The sequence below is a fragment of the Thalassospira profundimaris genome, assembly GCF_003326675.1.
Lineage (GTDB): Bacteria > Pseudomonadota > Alphaproteobacteria > Rhodospirillales > Thalassospiraceae > Thalassospira > Thalassospira aquimaris.
Window position 1 is genome coordinate 80,834 of record NZ_JPWF01000003.1, and the last position, 17,718, is coordinate 98,551.

The 17,718-nt window shown below is 53.4% G+C and carries 17 protein-coding genes; 9 read left to right on the top strand and 8 right to left on the bottom strand.

Annotated features, from left to right (window positions below; translation table 11 throughout):
* Positions 1-11: 11 nt before the first annotated feature.
* The 9 genes from TH19_RS05285 to TH19_RS05325 all read left to right on the top strand — a co-directional run bounded on the left by TH19_RS05285 (position 12) and on the right by TH19_RS05325 (position 9,196).
* Entirely contained in the window at positions 12-1,568 is a 1,557-nt protein-coding gene (locus tag TH19_RS05285; RefSeq protein WP_114101305.1) for an acetate--CoA ligase, read from the top strand.
* Positions 1,569-1,609: 41 nt separating this feature from the next.
* On the top strand, positions 1,610-2,749 hold the full coding sequence (locus TH19_RS05290) for an FAS1-like dehydratase domain-containing protein (RefSeq protein ID WP_114101539.1): 1,140 nt from the start codon (positions 1,610-1,612) through the stop codon (positions 2,747-2,749).
* 53 nt (positions 2,750-2,802) lie between these two features.
* Positions 2,803-3,264, top strand: coding sequence for a TRAP transporter small permease (locus TH19_RS05295; protein ID WP_220151693.1), 462 nt, complete (start codon positions 2,803-2,805; stop codon positions 3,262-3,264).
* Between the two features lie 38 nt (positions 3,265-3,302).
* Entirely contained in the window at positions 3,303-4,313 is a 1,011-nt protein-coding gene (locus tag TH19_RS05300) for a TRAP transporter substrate-binding protein (protein ID WP_114101307.1), read from the top strand.
* Between the two features lie 76 nt (positions 4,314-4,389).
* Entirely contained in the window at positions 4,390-5,679 is a 1,290-nt protein-coding gene (locus TH19_RS05305) for a TRAP transporter large permease (RefSeq protein WP_114101308.1), read from the top strand.
* 324 nt (positions 5,680-6,003) lie between these two features.
* Positions 6,004-6,540, top strand: coding sequence for a PAS domain-containing protein (locus TH19_RS05310; protein ID WP_258547833.1), 537 nt, complete (start codon positions 6,004-6,006; stop codon positions 6,538-6,540).
* A 3-nt stretch (positions 6,541-6,543) separates the two neighbouring features.
* The gene (locus TH19_RS05315) at positions 6,544-7,692 is read left to right on the top strand and encodes a methyl-accepting chemotaxis protein (protein WP_114101310.1); all 1,149 of its coding nucleotides are present in this window, start codon (positions 6,544-6,546) and stop codon (positions 7,690-7,692) included.
* 142 nt (positions 7,693-7,834) lie between these two features.
* Positions 7,835-8,773, top strand: coding sequence for a 2-hydroxyacid dehydrogenase (locus TH19_RS05320; RefSeq protein WP_114101540.1), 939 nt, complete (start codon positions 7,835-7,837; stop codon positions 8,771-8,773).
* A gap of 51 nt (positions 8,774-8,824) precedes the next feature.
* Positions 8,825-9,196 carry a winged helix-turn-helix domain-containing protein gene (locus TH19_RS05325; RefSeq protein WP_114101541.1) on the top strand — a complete coding sequence of 124 codons (372 nt, stop codon included), beginning with the start codon at positions 8,825-8,827 and terminating at the stop codon, positions 9,194-9,196.
* 24 nt (positions 9,197-9,220) lie between these two features.
* Here TH19_RS05325 and modC read toward each other — a convergent pair whose 3' ends face one another.
* The 8 genes from modC to TH19_RS05365 form a co-directional block, all read right to left on the bottom strand.
* Positions 9,221-10,354 (bottom strand): molybdenum ABC transporter ATP-binding protein, encoded by a 1,134-nt coding sequence (gene modC, locus TH19_RS05330; protein ID WP_114101311.1) that lies wholly within the window; start codon positions 10,352-10,354, stop codon positions 9,221-9,223.
* A complete protein-coding gene (gene modB / locus TH19_RS05335; protein WP_114101312.1) occupies positions 10,351-11,043 on the bottom strand; it encodes a molybdate ABC transporter permease subunit in 693 nt (230 codons plus the stop codon). The genes modC and modB overlap by 4 nt, the downstream gene beginning before the upstream one ends.
* Positions 11,043-11,834: a molybdate ABC transporter substrate-binding protein gene (modA, locus tag TH19_RS05340; protein ID WP_114101313.1), complete on the bottom strand. Its 792-nt coding sequence runs from the start codon at positions 11,832-11,834 to the stop codon at positions 11,043-11,045. Before modA ends, modB begins: the two co-directional genes overlap by 1 nt.
* A 196-nt stretch (positions 11,835-12,030) precedes the next feature.
* Positions 12,031-12,549, bottom strand: coding sequence for a hypothetical protein (locus TH19_RS05345; RefSeq protein ID WP_114101314.1), 519 nt, complete (start codon positions 12,547-12,549; stop codon positions 12,031-12,033).
* A gap of 61 nt (positions 12,550-12,610) precedes the next feature.
* Positions 12,611-13,300 carry an exonuclease domain-containing protein gene (locus TH19_RS05350; protein ID WP_114101315.1) on the bottom strand — a complete coding sequence of 230 codons (690 nt, stop codon included), beginning with the start codon at positions 13,298-13,300 and terminating at the stop codon, positions 12,611-12,613.
* 5 nt (positions 13,301-13,305) lie between these two features.
* The gene (locus tag TH19_RS05355; protein WP_114101316.1) at positions 13,306-15,174 is read right to left on the bottom strand and encodes a DUF294 nucleotidyltransferase-like domain-containing protein; all 1,869 of its coding nucleotides are present in this window, start codon (positions 15,172-15,174) and stop codon (positions 13,306-13,308) included.
* A 108-nt stretch (positions 15,175-15,282) separates the two neighbouring features.
* Positions 15,283-17,049, bottom strand: coding sequence for a sodium:solute symporter family protein (locus tag TH19_RS05360; RefSeq protein WP_114101317.1), 1,767 nt, complete (start codon positions 17,047-17,049; stop codon positions 15,283-15,285).
* 25 nt (positions 17,050-17,074) lie between these two features.
* Positions 17,075-17,335 carry a DUF4212 domain-containing protein gene (locus TH19_RS05365; RefSeq protein WP_114101542.1) on the bottom strand — a complete coding sequence of 87 codons (261 nt, stop codon included), beginning with the start codon at positions 17,333-17,335 and terminating at the stop codon, positions 17,075-17,077.
* Between the last annotated feature and the right edge of the window lie 383 nt (positions 17,336-17,718).

Genomic DNA, 17,718 nt, shown 5'->3' on the forward strand with positions numbered 1-17,718 from the left:
GGAGACCGGACATGACCCGCTTGACGGATTTTCGATCCTACGGGGATGCCCAGAAGCATTTTTCAAGAGATGCCCTGTGGGCGCTTTTTGATGGAACGCGGGATGCTTTCAACATCGCGCATGAATGCGTTGATCGTCATGTTGATGGTGACAATGTCGCCCTGCGTGTTGCGCATTCCGAGGGTCGTGATGAAGTCATCACCTTTGCGGAACTGTCGGCACTTTCATCGCAGTTCGCCCATTACCTTGCCGGGCGGGGGATCGGCAAGGGGGACCGGGTCGCGGTCATGCTTGAACCGTCGCGGGCATTTTACGGGGCGCTGTTCGGGGCGATCAAACTTGGTGCGGTGGCCGTGCCGATGTTCACCCTGTTTGGCCCGGAAGGTATCCGGTTGCGCGCAGATGACTGCAAACCGAGTGTCCTGTTTACCAACGACGAAAAGGCCGGCGATGCCAACGAGGCCGGAAACCTTGATGTTGTCATTGTCGATGACGTGTTTCTGGGTTCTCTCGCACCGTTGCCGACCCGTTTTACCTGCAACAGTGCGGGTGATGATCTTGCGGTGCTTCAATATACCTCTGGTACGACGCGTTTGTTGCCAGCAGCGGTGAAGCATACGCATCGGTCGCTTGTGACATTGATGGTTGCGGCATTGTACGCAACAGGCATTCGTCCGGGCGACCGGTTCTTTTGTCCGTCGTCTCCGGCATGGGGGCATGGATTGTGGCACGGGACGTTGGCACCGCTGGCACTTGGTGTTTCGACCGGAACATTCAGTGGCAAGTTTGATGCGGTCCGTCTTCTTAAGGCAATCAGCGATTACAAGATCACCAACATGTCGGCCGCGGCCACGCATTACCGCATGATGCGCAATACCGGAAAGGCAGAAGACTTTTCCTATAGCATGGAAAAGCTGTCCTTTACCGGCGAACCGATTGACAGCGAAAGCGCGCGTTACATCGAAAAACTGTTCGGGACCAAGGTCTGTTCGATGTATGGCACCACCGAAATTGGTGTGATCCTTGCCAACTATCCCGGTGCCCCGGACTTTGACGTCCGCGAAGGTTCAATGGGCAAAGCCGTGCCCGGTGTCGAAGTCGAAGTACAGGATGCCAATGGAAATCCGGCCAAGCCCGGCGTGACCGGCGAGTTGATGGTCAAAAAGCAGGGCGAATGGTTCCATACCAAGGACCTCGGACGTGTCGATGAAGACGGCTATTTCTATCATGCCGGTCGCGCCGATGATGTCATCATCTCGGCCGGATGGACGATGAGTGCCGTCGAGATTGAAGACGCCATCCTCAAGCATCCCAAAGTTGCCGAAGCCGCCGCCATCGGTGTTCCCGACAAAGTGCGTGGCCAGGTGGTCAAGGCGTTCATTGTGCTGAAAGACAGCTTTGACGACAGCCTGACCGAAGAAATTCAGGATTTGGTGCGCACCAATCTGAGCCGGCACGAATATCCCCGTCATATCGATTATGTGGCCGATCTGCCGAAAACCCCGGCAGGCAAGGTTAATCGCAAAATTCTCAGAGATCAGGAAGCACAACAGGGAACTGCCGCCTAAGGGCCGCAATTGCCAATACGGAATTCATGGAGGAAGCAAAAATGAACGAGATTTCACAAAGACGGTTCCCAAAGATCACCGCCGAAGGTGTCGAAGAACTCAGCAAACGCATTGGCGTTAAAATCGAAAAAACGGTCGAACCGTGGTGCTACGAAGCAACCCGCGACAATATTCGCCACTATGCGCATGGTATCGGTGATGACAACCCGCTGTGGTGTGACCCGGAATATGCAAAAAACACCCGATATGGTGATGTGATTGCACTGCCAAGTTTCCTGTTTGCTACCAGCCGTATCATCTCGGGGTATGTCGGTGGTCTTCCGGGCGTTCATGCGATGTGGTCCGGGGCGGACTGGACCTGGCACAAGCCGATTTTCAGAAATACGGAAGTCCGCACCGAGGCCTATCTCAAAGACCTGATTGAACACAACACCCGCTTTGCCGGTCGGGCAATCCAGCAGATTTATCACGTTGATTTCTATGATGCGAAAACCGGCGATATGCTGGCCGAAGCGGATAGCTGGTGTTTCCGTACCGACCGCGACCATGCGCGCGAAAACGGCACGAAATATACCGAAGCGCGTTCCAAACCGGTCCGCGTTTATACCGACGAAGAACTTGCCGAATACACAAAATATTACGAGCAGGAAACCATTCGCGGTGCAGAAACCCGTTTCTGGGATGACGTGACCGAGGGCGAAGAACTGCCGACCATGGTCAAGGGCCCGATGACTGTCACCGGCTTTGTTGCCTACGCGCAGGGCTGGGGTGGTCTTTACATTCGTGCCAACAAACTGGCTTGGAAGCTTCAGCAGAAACACCCGGGTGCGGGCATTAAAAACCGCTTTGGCATTCCTGATTGCCCGGAACGTGTGCATTGGGAAGAAGAGTTTGCTTTGGAAGTTGGCGCACCTGGTGCATATGACTATGGACCCGAACGCACTTCCTGGTTGCAGCATCAGATTACCAACTGGATGGGTGATGACGGTTTCCTTAGCCAGGCAAAATGTCAGGTGCGTCGCCACAATCCCGAAGGTGACATCATCCTGATCCACGGCGATGTGGCGCGAAAGTTTGAAAAAGACGGACGCTACTTCGTTGAAATTCGCCAGCGTGCGGAACAGCAGGACGGTGAATTGTCAGCCATTGGCTCGGCAATTGTCGAACTGCCCAAGCGCTGATCCTTTTCACGCTCAACCTGTAGGAGGCAGGGTTGGACGGTTTTGGAAAGATATTGCAAAGACTTGAGGACACCCTTCATTGGGGAGGGTGCCTCGCCCTTGTGATCGTCGCGGTGCTGATCAATGCAGATATCGTGATGCGTCTTGTTGCGGGTATTCCGGTTCAGATTCAGTTCGAAATGACCGAGCTGTATCTGATGCCAGCCCTTGCAACGCTGTCTTTGTCCCGGGTGTACCGGGACGGAGGCCACCTTGCACTTGATTTCATGACCAAGGATCTTTCCGGCCTGTTTGGGAAGATCGTTGGCAGGATGCGTACCCTGCTTGCCGGGGTGTTCTTTTGCGCAGTGACCTATATGTCCGGGTCATTTGCGCTTAAGGCGTTTCTAAGAGGCGAGATCGAATACGGAGTAATCAACTGGCCCCTTGGTTGGGCCTATGCCGCAATCCCTCTGGGATGCGGCGTTATTTCATTGAGACTGCTTTACGACACGCTCCAAAAACCAGCGGCTTAAGGCGTCTTGAATTCATCAATGTCTGGGAGGATACCAAGATGAAGAATACGGGAAAGTTTCTAACAATCCTTGCGAGTGTCTTTAGTATTGGAATGGGCGTGGGGCTCGCACAGGCAGAAACACTTCGACTGGGTGATTTCCAGTCAACCAGCCATGTCGTGTCGCTTGAAGGCACAACGCGCTGGATGTTTGCGGTTGAGCAGGCCACCAATGGTGCGATCAAATTCGAACATTTTCCGGCGCAGCAGGCGGCAAAATCCGCAGCCCAGCTTGATGCGGTCAATAACGGCATTCTTGATGCGGCCCTGCTTGGCACGCTTTATCACAGTGAAACCTTGCCACTGAATTCGGTCATCGGGTTGCCGGGGTTCTATGGCACCGCCGTTCAGGGCACCGAAGCCCTGCAAAAGATGCTGGCCGAAGGCCCGCTGCGTGAGGAACTTCTGGATGCCGGTGTTATGCCGATCTTTGGCTTTGTCCTGCCGCCTTATCAGGTTCTGGCCAAAAAGCATCTGGGCGGGGTAAGCGACTGGAAAGCACTTGATATTCGGACGTCGGGCTCGACCCAGGCGATGACGGCGCGCGCGCTTGGTTCTGTTGGTATTTCGATCCCGGGACCGGAAGTTTACACCGCGGTTGAACGGGGCCGTCTGGACGGTGTTCTGTTCCCGCTGGCATCTGTGCCCGGTTATAACTTGCAGGAAGTCGTAAGCCACATTTCGACCAACGGATCGTTTGGCGGTTACAGCTTTGTCATGGTGGTCGGCCGTGACAAGTTCGAAAGCCTTCCCGCAGATGTGCAAAGCGTGATGTTGGAAAAAGGCCGCGAAGTTGCGACCCACGTTGCCAAGGTACAGGATGATTCCGTTGGTAGCCTGGCCGCAGAATGGAAGGCACAGGGTATCGAGGTTTATCAATTCAGTGACGCAGAACTGGCAGAACTTGGTGACGCGATGCAGCCGGTTACCGCAGACTGGATGGAACGTATTGGCGGGGAAAAGGCGCAATTGGTTCTTGACAGCTACCGCGCACTGACCTCCAAGAAATAATCATAAATATCTGATATTTACCCTGACGGGTGGTTGCGTGTGCAGCCACCCGCTTCAAGGAGCGTTTGTTCCATTCATGTTTACGTTTTTCCTGATCCTTGTCGTTCTTGCGCTGCTGATGGTTCTGCGAATGCCCATTGCATTTGCCATGGGAATATCCGGTTTCCTTGGCCTTGCCATGCAATTGGGGATGAAGCCGGCACTTGCTGTTCTTGAACGGACGTTTTTTGATACGTCTTCGTCTTTCATTCTGGTGTCCATACCGCTGTTTATTCTTATGGCGGAATTACTAACTGCCGGGGATGTTACAAGGCGCGCCATTATTGCCTGTCAGAATTGGGTCGGGCATTTCAAGGGCGGTCTTGCCATGGCAACGGTTGCGGCATCGGTTTTACTTGCCGCCCTGGTTGGCAGTTCGACGGCCTCGACTGCCGCAATGGCAGCATCGGCCTTTCCGGAGATGCGCAGGCACAAATATCATGATCGTCTGTCGGCGGCGGTTGTGTCGGTTGGTGGCACATTGGCCGTTGTGGTTCCGCCCAGTATTGTTTTGGTCGTATATGGCGTCTTGACCGAAACTTCGATTGGCAAGCTGTTCATCGCGGGAATTCTGCCCGGTCTTTTGACGGCGGCTGGTTTATGTACCGTGATCAAGATCATCGCCAACCGGACGGATTACGCGCCCAAAGGCGATCCGTTTGAATTGCGCAAGGCGGCACGTTCAAGCGTCAATATCTTGCCGATTGCCTTGCTGATTGTTGCTGTGATCGGGGCGATCTATGGTGGTTTGACCTCGCCCTCCGAGGCCGCGGCCCTCGGTGTGATGGGATCGCTTATTGTTGTGCTTGCACAGCGGACCCTGACAATCAAGGGGTTGGGGACGTCGATCAGCAGTTCGATCCGGGCAACTGTCATGATCGTTGCGATCATTGCCTGTTCGGCGATCTTTTCAAACTATCTGGCATTCACACGCGTTACCCAAACCATTCTGGAATTCGTTTCGACCACAGACATGTCGCGGGAAGTCATTCTGGCACTGATCGTTTTGATCTTGCTGGTGATGGGGATGTTTATGGATCAGTTGGCAATCCTGTCGCTGGCCATGCCATTAGCATTTCCGACCGCTATGGCACTTGGTTACGACGCGATCTGGTTCGGAATAATTGTGACCAAGACGGTCGAAATCGGTCTTCTGACCCCGCCACTTGGTTTGAATGCCTATGTCGCTTCTGCGCAAACCGGGGTGCCACTGGGAACGATTTTCCGCGGCATTATTCCGTTCCTGATCATGGAGATCATCGTTCTGATCGGCTTGATCATGTTCCCGGATATTACGTTGTTCCTTCCCGATCTAATGGGGAAATGAACCGGACGGAACATGGAGAACCGAAAGGGGCTGGCTCGATGGTATCGGGTCAGCCTTTTCTTTTTTTTAGCATCCAACCAATTACCTCAAGGATGACTAAGCCTGACTACGGATCAACCCGTTAACGGGTAGGAATTATGATTCGGTTTTGAGAAATCCATACATCATCATATTGAAAGTATATAATTTACTATCCAATTGTATGAATTGTTGAAATTGGTTGATCCAGATCAAACGTTCATATTGTGTGGTCTGTATAGTCAAATATTCGAATTTTAATAATTTGAAATTCGCTGGTGATGCCTTGCAATCATGGGGGTGATTGTGACTGACAGACGACAGCTTGGCCTTAGTGGAACCGAAATATCACTCAAACCCGACGAAATTATCGTCACCAAGACCGATCTCAGCGGCAAGATTACTTATGGTAACCGCACATTCTTCAAATTTGCCGGTTACACAGAAAAGGAATGTCTTGGCGTGCAGCACAACATCGTTCGGCACCCTGATATGCCGCGGGTTGTGTTCAAGGCAGCCTGGGACACCATTCAGGACGGGCGTGAAATCTTTGCCTATGTGAATAACCGGTCCAAAAATGGTGACAATTACTGGGTACTGGCACATATGACGCCCAGTCGGGATGCGAATGGCAAGATTGTTGGTTATCACAGCAATCGTCGCGCCCCTGACATGAAGATTGTCAACGAAACAATCATCCCGCTTTACAACCATTACCTTCAGATCGAACGCGCCGCGGCCTCGCCAAAGGACGGGTTGGCGTCGGCCTATGCCGACCTTCAAAAGATGCTTGCCGAGAAAAAACAGACATTCAACGAATTTACCTTGTCTCTGGGAGGATAAAGGATGTTCGCGTCAAGTAGTGCAGAGATCAAAAGAGCTATTGCGATTGTACAACGTGCTGCGGCCGGTGATTTTGAAGCACGAATCACGAATGTTGAAAACAAGGGTGACCTTGGGGAACTGTTTCACGCAATTAACGACCTGATTAATCGCAATGATTCCTATGTCCGTGAATCGGTCGCTTGTATGGAAAAGGTCCGTGATAACCGGTACTTCCGCCGCATCATGGAAACAAGCATGCAGGGTGCCTTTCTGACTGCCAGCAAGTCGGTGAACGGGGCGTTGGGCATGATGCAAAAACGGACCAATGACTTTCGCAAGATTGCGGACATGTTCGAACAATCTGTTGTCGGTATCGTCAATTCGGTATCTTCGGCCGCGACCGAATTGACGGCTTCGTCAGAAAGTCTTGCGACAATTGCAGCCGATGCCTCTGAAAAATCATTGCTTGTTGCATCGGCCGCCGAGCAGGCATCTGCCAATGTGCAGGCAGTTTCATCTGCGTCCGAGGAATTGTCTGCATCGATCCGAGAAATCAGCGGTCAGGTTTCAAATGCAGCAGTAATTGCAAGCGAAGCCGGTGAAACGTCGGCAAAGGTCACTTCACAGGTCGCCGAACTGACGACAGCCACCGAACAGATCGCAACCGTAGTTGCGCTGATCAATGATATTGCCTCCCAGACCAACCTTTTGGCCCTGAACGCAACGATCGAAGCCGCACGTGCAGGCGAAGCGGGCAAAGGTTTTGCGGTGGTCGCAAACGAGGTCAAGAACCTTGCCAGTCAGACCGCGCGTGCCACCAGCGAAATCAGTCAGTATGTTGACAATATTCAGGGTGCCACATCGTCGACGGTGAAGGGGATTGAACGCATCTCGTCGATCATAAGCGAGGTGAATGAGGCAAACACCTCCGTCTCCGCGTCGGTCGAGCAACAATCGGCTGCCACCAACGAGATTTCCCGAAATGTGCAGGAAGCATCAACCGGAACCGATGAAGTTTCCCGCAATATTGTGACGGTTACCGGGGCCGCGCAGGAAACCGGGAATGCCGCGTCCGATTTGACCGAAGCAGCCCGTGAACTGTCATCCCAATCAGAAACATTGAAAGCCGAAATCGGCAACTTCCTGACGCAGGTCCGCCGGGTCGTGTAAGCATTGCTTGGGTATCCCGGTGCCGGTGCATAACGTCACCGGGATGGATGAATTACTCTGGTTGTAAATCATCTTATCAACTTGTTTTACAAGATGGTGTTCGATAGTGTCGAACCTTGTTCGCCCCAACGAAGGTTCCATCATGTCCAGATCCGTTCTTGCCCTGACCGATATTCGCCCGGCCTATACCGCTATGCTTGCCAAGCGGTACGATTTGCATCGTCTTGATCTGATGGATGACAAGGCCGGTTTTCTAGCTAAAGCCGGGGCAAAGATTACGGCGGTTGTGACGTCAGCACGGTTCGGGTTGCCGGTTGATCTGATGGATCAATTGCCAAATCTTGAAGTCGTGACAAGCTTCGGTGTGGGCTATGACCTGATTGATCTTGATGTCTGTCGGGCGCGGGGCATTCGTGTTTCCATCACCCCGGATATCCTGACCGACGATGTTGCCGATACCGCCATCATGTTGATGCATGCGACTTTGCGCCAACTGGTTGTCGGTGATGATTGGGCGCGCAGCGGCAAATGGTCCAGTGTGGGGACGATGGGGCTTACCCGTTCGGTCCGTGGCAAAAAGTTGGGTGTTGTCGGGCTTGGTCGTATTGGTCAGGCGATTGCGTCGCGTGCCGTGCCAAGCGGGCTTGAAATCGGGTATTTCGGGCGTAGTGCAAAGCCGGTCGATTACCGGTTCTTTGACGATCTGGTTGCACTTGCGGATTGGGCAGACATTCTGGTTGTTGCATGTCCGGGTGGGGCTGCAACGCAAGGCATCATTAACGCCGAGGTGCTTGGCGCCTTGGGCGCGGACGGATATGTCATCAATATTGCACGTGGCTCGGTGATTGATGAACCGGCCTTGATCCATGCCTTGCAAACCAAGGTGATCGCAGGGGCGGGGCTTGATGTATTTTACAACGAACCGCACATGGACCGAGCATTTGCCGAACTGGAAAATGTTGTCCTTTATCCGCACCATGCCAGCGGGACGGTCGAAACGCGTGATGCCATGGCGCAACTGGTTGTCGATAACCTGAATGCCTGGGATGATAGTGGCACGTTGATTACCCCGATTGTCTGATTGTCATCTTTGATCTTGGCGGCGAAATGCCGCTCGGGATATGGTGTCGCCATGACAGGCGATGATCTTAAAGTACGATTGAAAATTGAGCTTCCCGGCGGCGTGCGGCTTGGCTATGGCAAAGTCGATCTGTTGCGTGCGGTCGAAGAACACCAGTCTATTTCAGCTGCGGCACGGTCGATGGGGATGTCCTATCGCCGGGCATGGTTGCTGATTGACGAGCTTAACCACTGCTTTGATGAACCCGTCATTGAAACCAGCGTCGGGGGCCGGGCGCATGGTGGCGCGGTATTGACCGCCACGGGCCATCGCATCATCGATCTGTATCAAGCGGCCCGTGACAAGGTGCAAATCGCCATTCACGATGAACTGGATCAACTCGCCAGCGCGTTGGTGAAAAGCCCAGAAGTCACTGATAAATAATATTTGTTAGCGCTAACATCATCGCTAAGAGTGATCGGATAGCTGTCCGTCGACGGTGACGGATTTGATCACCGCAAATACCTTCTGATGCAAACCAAGTTTAAGACGTTTCGCCGACCAGTTCGTAATCCGGGCATGGATGGTCGGCCGACCGCTTGTCGTTGCCAGAAGGGACGCGTCTGCATCATGACCAAAGCATAGGGTCACATCGACCGTTTCGCCGTCTTCATTGCTGATCCCGCTTATGGTGACCGGGATGATGTTGTTTGCGCTGATCCCCACAGGGGCGGTCCTTGCAATCATCACATCACGGGCACGGATATGCAGGCGGACCCGGTCACTTGCCGGACGACCGAGATAGGGAACGACTATGCGTTGACCGGCACAGTCAAGAAAACTGACTTCAGCCTGTGGATCGCGGCTGGCGATGCGGGCAGGCAGGACGGTTCCGGCATCAAATTGCCCAGCCAAAGGCGGCAAATCGGTGCGGCCCAGCATTTCAAATACGGACCCGCTGGCAAGCGTTTTGCCTTGTTCCATAACCACCATGTAGTCGGCTAGGCGGGCGACTTCATCAATAGCATGGGTGACATAAAGGATCGGAATCTTGCGGTGATCACGCAGCCATTCGAAATGCGGCAGGATTTCCTGTTTGCGGGCATGATCAAGTGCCGAAAGCGGTTCATCAAGTAACAGGATATCGGGATTTGACAGTAACGCCCGGCCAAGGGCTACGCGCTGCTTTTCACCGCCGGAAAGTGCAGTGGGGCGACGTCCCATCAAAGGCAGGATACCCAGCATCTCAAGAATTGCAGTTTGTTCTTCGCGTGGAAGTTTGGCCGGGTTGCGTCGGGCTCCGAAATAGAGGTTTTTACTAACCGTTTTGTGCGGGAAGAGGCGGGCATCCTGAAACACATAACCGATCCGGCGACGCCGCGCAGGCAGGTTTATGCGGTGGGTATGATCAAAAACAACATGATCGCCGATTTGAATATGGCCGCGGTTGGGGTGTTCAAGTCCGGCAATGATGTTGATCAGGCTGGTTTTGCCGCTGCCTGATGGGCCAAACAGGGCGGTGATGCCAGGTTCCAGAATATGAAATTCAACATCAAGGGCCAGATTGCCGATCTTGTGCTGGATATTAACGCCAATACTCATGCCGTGGCCCTCTTGCGGATCTGGCGCATGACCATTTCAGACAAAAGCAGTCCGGCAAAGGCAAGCCCGATAGAAAGGGCAGCCAAACGGGCCGCGGCAAGTTCACCGCCGGGCGTTTGAATGGCTGTATAAATCGCAAGTGGCAAAGTCCGCGTTTCACCGGGAATGTTCGAGACAAAGGTAATGATTGCCCCGAATTCCCCCAGACTGGCGGCAAAGGCCGTAATCGCACCGGCGATGATGCCGGGCAGGGCAAAGGGCAAAGTCAGGGAAAAGAACCGGTCAATTGGCCCTGCGCCAAGCGTTTCGGCGGCCTGATAAAGTCCGGGATTCACGTTTTCCAGACTAAGCCGGATGGCGCGCACCTGAAACGGGAAGCTGACAATTGCTGATGCCAGTGCCGCCCCCGTCCAGCTAAAGACGAACCGGATGTCGAAGGTTTGATGGAGCCATGCACCAAGTGGGGCGCGGGTGCCAAACCCGATCAAAAGCAGATACCCCATGACAACCGGCGGCAAGATCAATGGCAGATGCACGACGGCATCAAGAATAAACCGCCCCGGAAACCGGCCAAGGGCCAAGGCAGTTGCCACCAGAATGGCAAAGGGCAGGGCAAAAAGAACAGCGACGCCCGAAATGCGCAAGCTAAGAAGAAGGGCTTCGATCTCTGCGGGCGTCAAACTGAACATTACTGCGATGTACCTGAATTGGTTGCCTGAACCGGATTAAATCCATAATCGGCAAAAACTTTACCGGCGTCATCCCCCAAAAGCCATGCAAGGAATTTCGCATTCGCGTCGGTTTGGGCTTCCTTGATCAAGGCAATCGGATAGGTGATCGGCGGATGGCTGTCTTCGGGGAAGGTTCCGACGATTTTGACGTCTGTCGCAATTGCCGCATCAGTGCGATAGACGATGCCCAACGGCGATTCACCGCGTTCCACCAGCGCGAGTGCGGCGCGGACGTTATCGGCACGTGCAAGGCGCGGGGAAAGAGCTTCCCACTGACCCATATGTTCAAGCGCCTGTTTGGCATAAATGCCGGCCGGGACATGATCGGGATCGCCAACGGCAATACGATCATTGTCTGAAAGCAGTGCGGCAAGATCAATATCATTGCCAAGGTCTATGACATCCAGGGTGCTGTCCTTGGGGGCGATCAGCACAAGACTGTTGGCAACGATGTTGTGGCGGGTTTCCTGGGCAATCAGGTCCTGTTCGACCAACCAGTCCATCCATTTCTGGTTTGCAGAAATGAAAATATCGGACGGGGCGCCGGCAGCAATTTGGCGGGCGAGGGTGGATGAACTGGCGAAGGAGATTTGAATGGTATCCCCTGATTTGGTTTCATAGGCCTTTGCCGCGGTGGTCACGGCATTGGTCAGGCTTGCCGCGGCAAAGACGGTGATGTCCTCTGCATGGGCGCTGAGCGCTGAGAACAGAAAAACAGGAAGGGCGAGATATTTGAATGGGCGACGCATTTGGGGGCTCCTGAAAGGGGATCAAAGCATCGCTATATTTCATTGGATATAGCGATAGGTCAAGCCACTGATAGAAATAGTTTTCCCGGCGCCGTGGTAAAAGACGGTGTCATGACGCGGCAAGGATGTCCGAAAACAGAAACAGCCCGCAGGATTGCGGGCTGTGACAGTGAACAGACTTAAAAAAGGGGGGCGGTTACGTGCAAACTGCGGCTCTGAGCGGGTCGTCAGCGGGCATGTCAAACCATTCCTTCATATCCGTCGGGAAACCGTTGTCATCTAGCGTGCTGTCAGCGGTGACATAGCCACGTTTGCCCGTGGCACAATCAACAAGATGTGTCAGTGCAAGGGTTTCGGCGCCTTTTTTCAGCAGCAGCGTGGTAACCCGCTTTGCATCAGGATTGCCCGGATTAATCACCATCTTGTCGCGGTCAATGGCGGTAAAGCGATTGACCGGCGCAGAAATCAACGTCCAGGGCGCGAACGGGTTTTCATCGGTAAAGGTCTGGATGACGGTGATGGTCTCGGGCAAGCGGGCGTTATAGCGTTCAAACCAGCTATATTCATCCCAGATCATGTAGCCAAACATCGCAAGGGCAGCGACGAAGGGAACAACATATTTCGGGGCCTTGCGTCCCCATAACCGGAACAGCAGCAATACCACCCCACAGGCGGCGAAACCAACGACAACTGTCGTGAAAATAAAGACATACATGCGGTCGTGGCTCCCGGTTATCTGTTATATTTCTTTTGGGCGCGGTCGCCCTTTATTCGGATTAGCGCAGTATCCGGTTGAGCTCAAGTTCGCCTTTCGGATCACGTTTGGCAATCTGGGCAAGAAACAGTCCGGACGCGGCAATCGCATCGGAAAGGGCATTGTGGGCGCGGAATGGCGGCAGATTATGGCTGCGTCGCAGGTTATCAAGCTTGAGTGCGCCCGATTTCATTGGCTGCCCGCTGCGATGCAGATCGCGCAGGGCAAGAACCAGTGTATCAACCGTCGGGATTTGTAAGGGCGCGCCAAAGCATCGTTTGCAGGCCTGCCCCAGAAAACCAAGCTCGATCGGGGCATGATGGGATATCAGCACCCGCCCGGCCATTTGCGGCAAAAGATGTTCGAGTGCCGTTCCGATATCCGGAGCGTTGGCAACGTCGCTGTCAAAGATATGATGGACAACAACCGAACTTTCACTCAGTTCGCGTTTTGGCCGGACAAGCACATGTTCGCAGCTCGAAAAATCGACCCCTAATTGGCGTATGATGACCCAGCCCAAGCTTACGATCTCGTCACGTTTGGGATCAAGCCCGGTGGTTTCGAGATCAAGCGCAATAAACTCGGTATCCATTACCGAACGCGACGGGTCTGCAGGCGGGATATCGTAATAGGTCCGCAAAGGGCCGGTTGCCTTGCGCTGGATAAAGTCACGATATATCTGGCTGTCGATGATCTTTTGACGCAAACCCATAGTGATCAGGTCCCGCTTTTGCCAAAGGCATTTTCAAGTGCACTTTGAAGGTTCTTGATCACGGAAAACGCATCTTTGAGGTGGCTGCGTTCAAAGGCCGACAGGCTTTCGGGATGCAGGAAGTTATCAGGTGCATCACCACGACGGATTTGCCGGACCTGATGTTTCAGGCGGGTGATGCTGATAAATTCAAATGCATCGAGAAGGTCTGATGCCCCCTGTTTGCTGATGGACGGGAACGACTTGACCGCGTGCAGGCGTTCGAACGTATTTACCGCATCAACCCCGTTGGCCAAGGCATGAATACGGGCCAGATCGACAATCGGCACAACGCCGTTATGTTTAAGATCAAGGGTGCTGTCATGTTCACCGCCCCGGATCATCACGAAATTTTTAAAGAAGCCAAGGGGGACGTGATGTGTCAACGCATTGCCGACCATGTAGGCTTGGAAAATGCGGTTATCCCGGGCCTTGGAAACAATCAGGCGGTGCAGATTGTCAAACAGGCTTTTGGTGCCGTGGATCGGGCGTAAATCAAACCAGACCGAACACAGCATCAAAGCTTTGGGTTCGGGTTGTTCGATCCATTTGTTGAAATATTGCTGCCAGACGCGGGCCGGTTGGCGCCATTGATCGGTTTTGGCCATCATCTCGCCGGGGCAATAGACATATCCAACCGTGTTCAGCCCGTCGCAGACAAATTCGGCCAGTGCTTTGAACCAGTCGCTGTGTTGTTCGGGATCATAGGTATCGTCAATGATCAGACAGTTATCCTGATCGGAAAGGGCTGTTTGTTCCTGGCGTCCCTGAGATCCACCGGCGACCCAGACATAGGGGACGGGCGGCGGGCCGAACTTTTCCTCGGCCAGTTGCAGCAGGCGCACCGTCGCCGCATCCGAAAGGGTTGTGACGATATGGCCGGCATTTTGTGACGTTGCCCCGGCTTCGATCAGATGGCTAAGCAGTTCGGGAACCTGCTTGATGACTTTTGCCATATCGGCCGGATCGGTCAGCTTGCCAATGCGACCAGCCATATAAACCGCGGACAGGGACTGACGGGCCAACAGATTGTTGGTCGTGATCATGCCGACGGCCTTGCCGCCCTTCATGACCGGCAAGTGGCGCACATTATGACGGGTCATGGTCAGAAGTGCATCAAAGGCATAGTCATCAGGATGGATTGAGATCGGATTGGCGGTCATGATTTCCGTAATCGGATCATCATAGCTTCGGCCCTGCGCGACAACCCGGTTGCGAAGGTCGCGGTCAGTCATAATCCCTGCGACGTGGTCTTCACCCTCGGTCACAAGCAAACAGGAAACCCGTTCCTTGCTCATGAGCTTGCCAGCTTCAAGGATGGTTGCGGATTTATCGATACTGACCAAATCGCGGGCAATCAGGTCGGCGACCTTGACGCTCATCAGTTTAAGTTGATCATCGTCGCGGCTTTCCAGAAGCTGCATTCCGCTGCGCAGACGATCGCCGCCCATTTGGGCAAAGAAATATTTGAATTGCGGGTATTTGTCGGCCAGACCGTGGAAGTCTTTTTCGGGCAGCAAATAGCACAGGCTGTCTTCAAGGGTCGTGATGTTGTTGGCAGCTTTGCCGTTGCGGAACATCGCGCGCACGCCAAAACATTCACCTTCGGACAGGCGGGCAAGAAGTTGTCCGTTCGGGTCACGCGTTTCGGTGCCGCCGGTTCGGATAATATAAAGATGAAGACATTGTTCTTCCGGCGACAGGACCTTGGTGCCAGCCCGGAAATAGCGCGCAGTCAGGCGTTTGGGCAGGGCATTGATTTCTTCGTCAGGTAACAGGTCAAAAGGGTGATGCTGTTTTAAAAATTCAGCAATTTCTTCTAGTTCAATGCTCATGCTTCATGTCCTCCGCTGGCCTATTGTTGCCTGACAACGCGTCAAAAGAAAAGCCCCCGGATCAATGATCCGGGGGCTTGCAACAGATTTGGTAAACCGGTTGACCGATTAGTGGTCAACTGCGCCGCTTGCCCCTTTCGGAACGCGGATGTCTTCAACCATGTGCTGGATATGCTCTGGCGGTTCGGCCGTTACTTTCGACACGGCGAAGGCAACGATGAAGTTGAGAACCATACCAACGGTACCGATACCTTCCGGCGAGATGCCGAACAGCCAGTTGTCCGGCGTATTGGCCAGGATCGGCTCGAAGAACACACCTTTATAGGCAAGGATATAGCCCATGGTGAAGATCAGGCCGGTCAACATCCCTGCAATAGCGCCTTCACGGTTAATTTTCTTGGAGAAGATCCCCATGATGATAACCGGGAACAGCGACGATGCGGCAAGACCGAACGCAAAGGCCACCACCTGCGCCACAAAGCCTGGTGGGTTGTAGCCCAGATAGCCTGCGATCAGGATCGCAACAGCTGCTGCGATACGACCAGCCATCAGTTCTTGGCCTTCTGTCATGTCTGGTGTGAAGGTACCTTTGAGAAGGTCATGCGACACGCCAGAGGAAATCACAAGAAGCAGGCCTGCAGCAGTCGACAGCGCGGCGGCAATACCACCTGCTGCAACAAGTGCGATGACCCAGTTCGGAAGCTGCGCAATTTCCGGGTTGGCCAGAACCATGATGTCACGGTCAACGGTCAGTTCGTTACCAGCCCAGCCATATTCGGTGGCTTTGGCGGCAAAGTCCTTGTTCGCATCGTTATAGTACTGGATGCGACCGTCGCCGTTCTTGTCTTCGAACTTCAGAAGGCCGGTGGATTCCCAACGCTTCATCCAGTCCGGACGTTCTTCATAAGACAGGTTGCCATCTTCAGCACCGACTTCGCCGGTCTGGATGGTTTCGGTCAGGTTCAGACGTGCCATTGCGCCAACTGCCGGGGCAGTGGTGTAAAGCAGCGCGATGAAGACCAGTGCCCAACCTGCCGAGGAACGTGCATCACGCACTTTCGGCACGGTGAAGAAGCGAACGATAACGTGCGGAAGACCAGCTGTACCAACCATCAGAGCCGCGGTGATCGCAAAGATATCAATCGTCGACTTGTTGGTGGTGGTATATTCAAGGAAGCCGAGTTCCGTGACCACTTTGTTAAGGCGTTCAAGCATGAATTCGCCAGTACCATTGACGGTCGAGCCGAATGCCAGCTGCGGCAACGGATTGCCGGTGAGCTGGAAGGCAATGAAGATCGCCGGAATGGTGTAGGCAACAATCAGAACGCAATACTGAGCAACCTGGGTATAGGTAATGCCCTTCATACCGCCAAGAACGGCATAGATGAAGACGATGCCCATGCCGACGATCAGGCCGGTCAGGATTTCGACTTCAAGGAAGCGCGAGAACACGATACCAACGCCGCGCATCTGGCCTGCCACATATGTGAACGAGATAAAGATCAGGCAGATCACAGCAACGATACGGGCTGCTTTGGAATAATAACGATCCCCGATGAATTCCGGCACAGTGAACTTGCCGTACTTGCGAAGATACGGTGCCAGAAGCATTGCCAGCAGGCAGTAGCCGCCGGTCCAGCCCATTAGGTAGACCGAGCCGCCATAGCCAAGGAAGGCAATGAGGCCAGCCATAGAAATGAAGGAAGCAGCGGACATCCAGTCTGCTGCGGTCGCCATACCGTTGACGACCGGGTTCACACCTTTGCCAGCGACATAGAATTCGCCGGTGGTGCTCGCCTTGGCCCAGATCGCGATGCCGATATACAGCGCGAAGCTCAAGCCAACGACGATATATGTAAGGGTAGTAAGATCCATTTTGTCTGTCTCCCCAGATCCAGCGTCAATCGTCGTCTTCGTGAACGTCGAACTCGCGGTCCAGTTTGTTCATCTTCGCCACATACACGAAAATCAGTGCGACAAAGACATAGATGGACCCTTGTTGAGCAAACCAGAAACCAAGCTGGAAGCCCGCTATTTCGATACTGTTTAGGGCATCGACAAACAGAATGCCGAAACCGTAGGAAACGATGAACCAGATCACAGTCAGACTTGCGACCAGCTTCACGTTTCTCTTCCAGTAGGCTGCGCTTTGTTCATCCATCGCGCGTCTCCTTCCTAGAATTGATAACTTCCCCTGCCGACCATTTGCTTTGTTTTTGTTGATCGGCCGCATGTATAAAAGGCAACAAGGGTGTGTTGACACACAGGTTGCCCTTTAAAATCGATACCAGTTTTCGGAATTCCCCAGAAGCTAATCATTAGTCGTATGAAACAGGGGGTTACGGACGCAACGATTGAGTGTCTAAGATCAAAAAACCAAGATTTCAGCCATTTTTCCTGATGTGCGGTGCGGCATCTTTGGTTGAGGTGCTTTGAATTAAAATCTATCAAAAATGATGTTTTTTGATGTGCCAAGGGTACTTTGAATCGATTTTGGCGATGTCAGATACGCTTTTAACCGCATTCTCGCGGGCGAATATGTGT

Bases quoted from the DNA above. Each gene is read 5' to 3' on its own strand.
- TH19_RS05355 (WP_114101316.1), bottom strand. From the start codon at position 15,174: ATGAGCATTGAACTAGAAGAAATTGCTGAATTTTTAAAACAGCATCAC.
- TH19_RS05300 (WP_114101307.1), top strand. From the start codon at position 3,303: ATGAAGAATACGGGAAAGTTTCTAACAATCCTTGCGAGTGTCTTTAGT.
- TH19_RS05345 (WP_114101314.1), bottom strand. From the start codon at position 12,549: ATGTATGTCTTTATTTTCACGACAGTTGTCGTTGGTTTCGCCGCCTGT.
- modC (WP_114101311.1), bottom strand. From the start codon at position 10,354: ATGAGTATTGGCGTTAATATCCAGCACAAGATCGGCAATCTGGCCCTT.
- modB (WP_114101312.1), bottom strand. From the start codon at position 11,043: ATGTTCAGTTTGACGCCCGCAGAGATCGAAGCCCTTCTTCTTAGCTTG.
- TH19_RS05365 (WP_114101542.1), bottom strand. From the start codon at position 17,335: ATGGATGAACAAAGCGCAGCCTACTGGAAGAGAAACGTGAAGCTGGTC.
- TH19_RS05360 (WP_114101317.1), bottom strand. From the start codon at position 17,049: ATGGATCTTACTACCCTTACATATATCGTCGTTGGCTTGAGCTTCGCG.
- TH19_RS05285 (WP_114101305.1), top strand. From the start codon at position 12: ATGACCCGCTTGACGGATTTTCGATCCTACGGGGATGCCCAGAAGCAT.
- TH19_RS05290 (WP_114101539.1), top strand. From the start codon at position 1,610: ATGAACGAGATTTCACAAAGACGGTTCCCAAAGATCACCGCCGAAGGT.
- TH19_RS05320 (WP_114101540.1), top strand. From the start codon at position 7,835: ATGTCCAGATCCGTTCTTGCCCTGACCGATATTCGCCCGGCCTATACC.
- modA (WP_114101313.1), bottom strand. From the start codon at position 11,834: ATGCGTCGCCCATTCAAATATCTCGCCCTTCCTGTTTTTCTGTTCTCA.
- TH19_RS05315 (WP_114101310.1), top strand. From the start codon at position 6,544: ATGTTCGCGTCAAGTAGTGCAGAGATCAAAAGAGCTATTGCGATTGTA.
- TH19_RS05305 (WP_114101308.1), top strand. From the start codon at position 4,390: ATGTTTACGTTTTTCCTGATCCTTGTCGTTCTTGCGCTGCTGATGGTT.
- TH19_RS05325 (WP_114101541.1), top strand. From the start codon at position 8,825: ATGACAGGCGATGATCTTAAAGTACGATTGAAAATTGAGCTTCCCGGC.
- TH19_RS05350 (WP_114101315.1), bottom strand. From the start codon at position 13,300: ATGGGTTTGCGTCAAAAGATCATCGACAGCCAGATATATCGTGACTTT.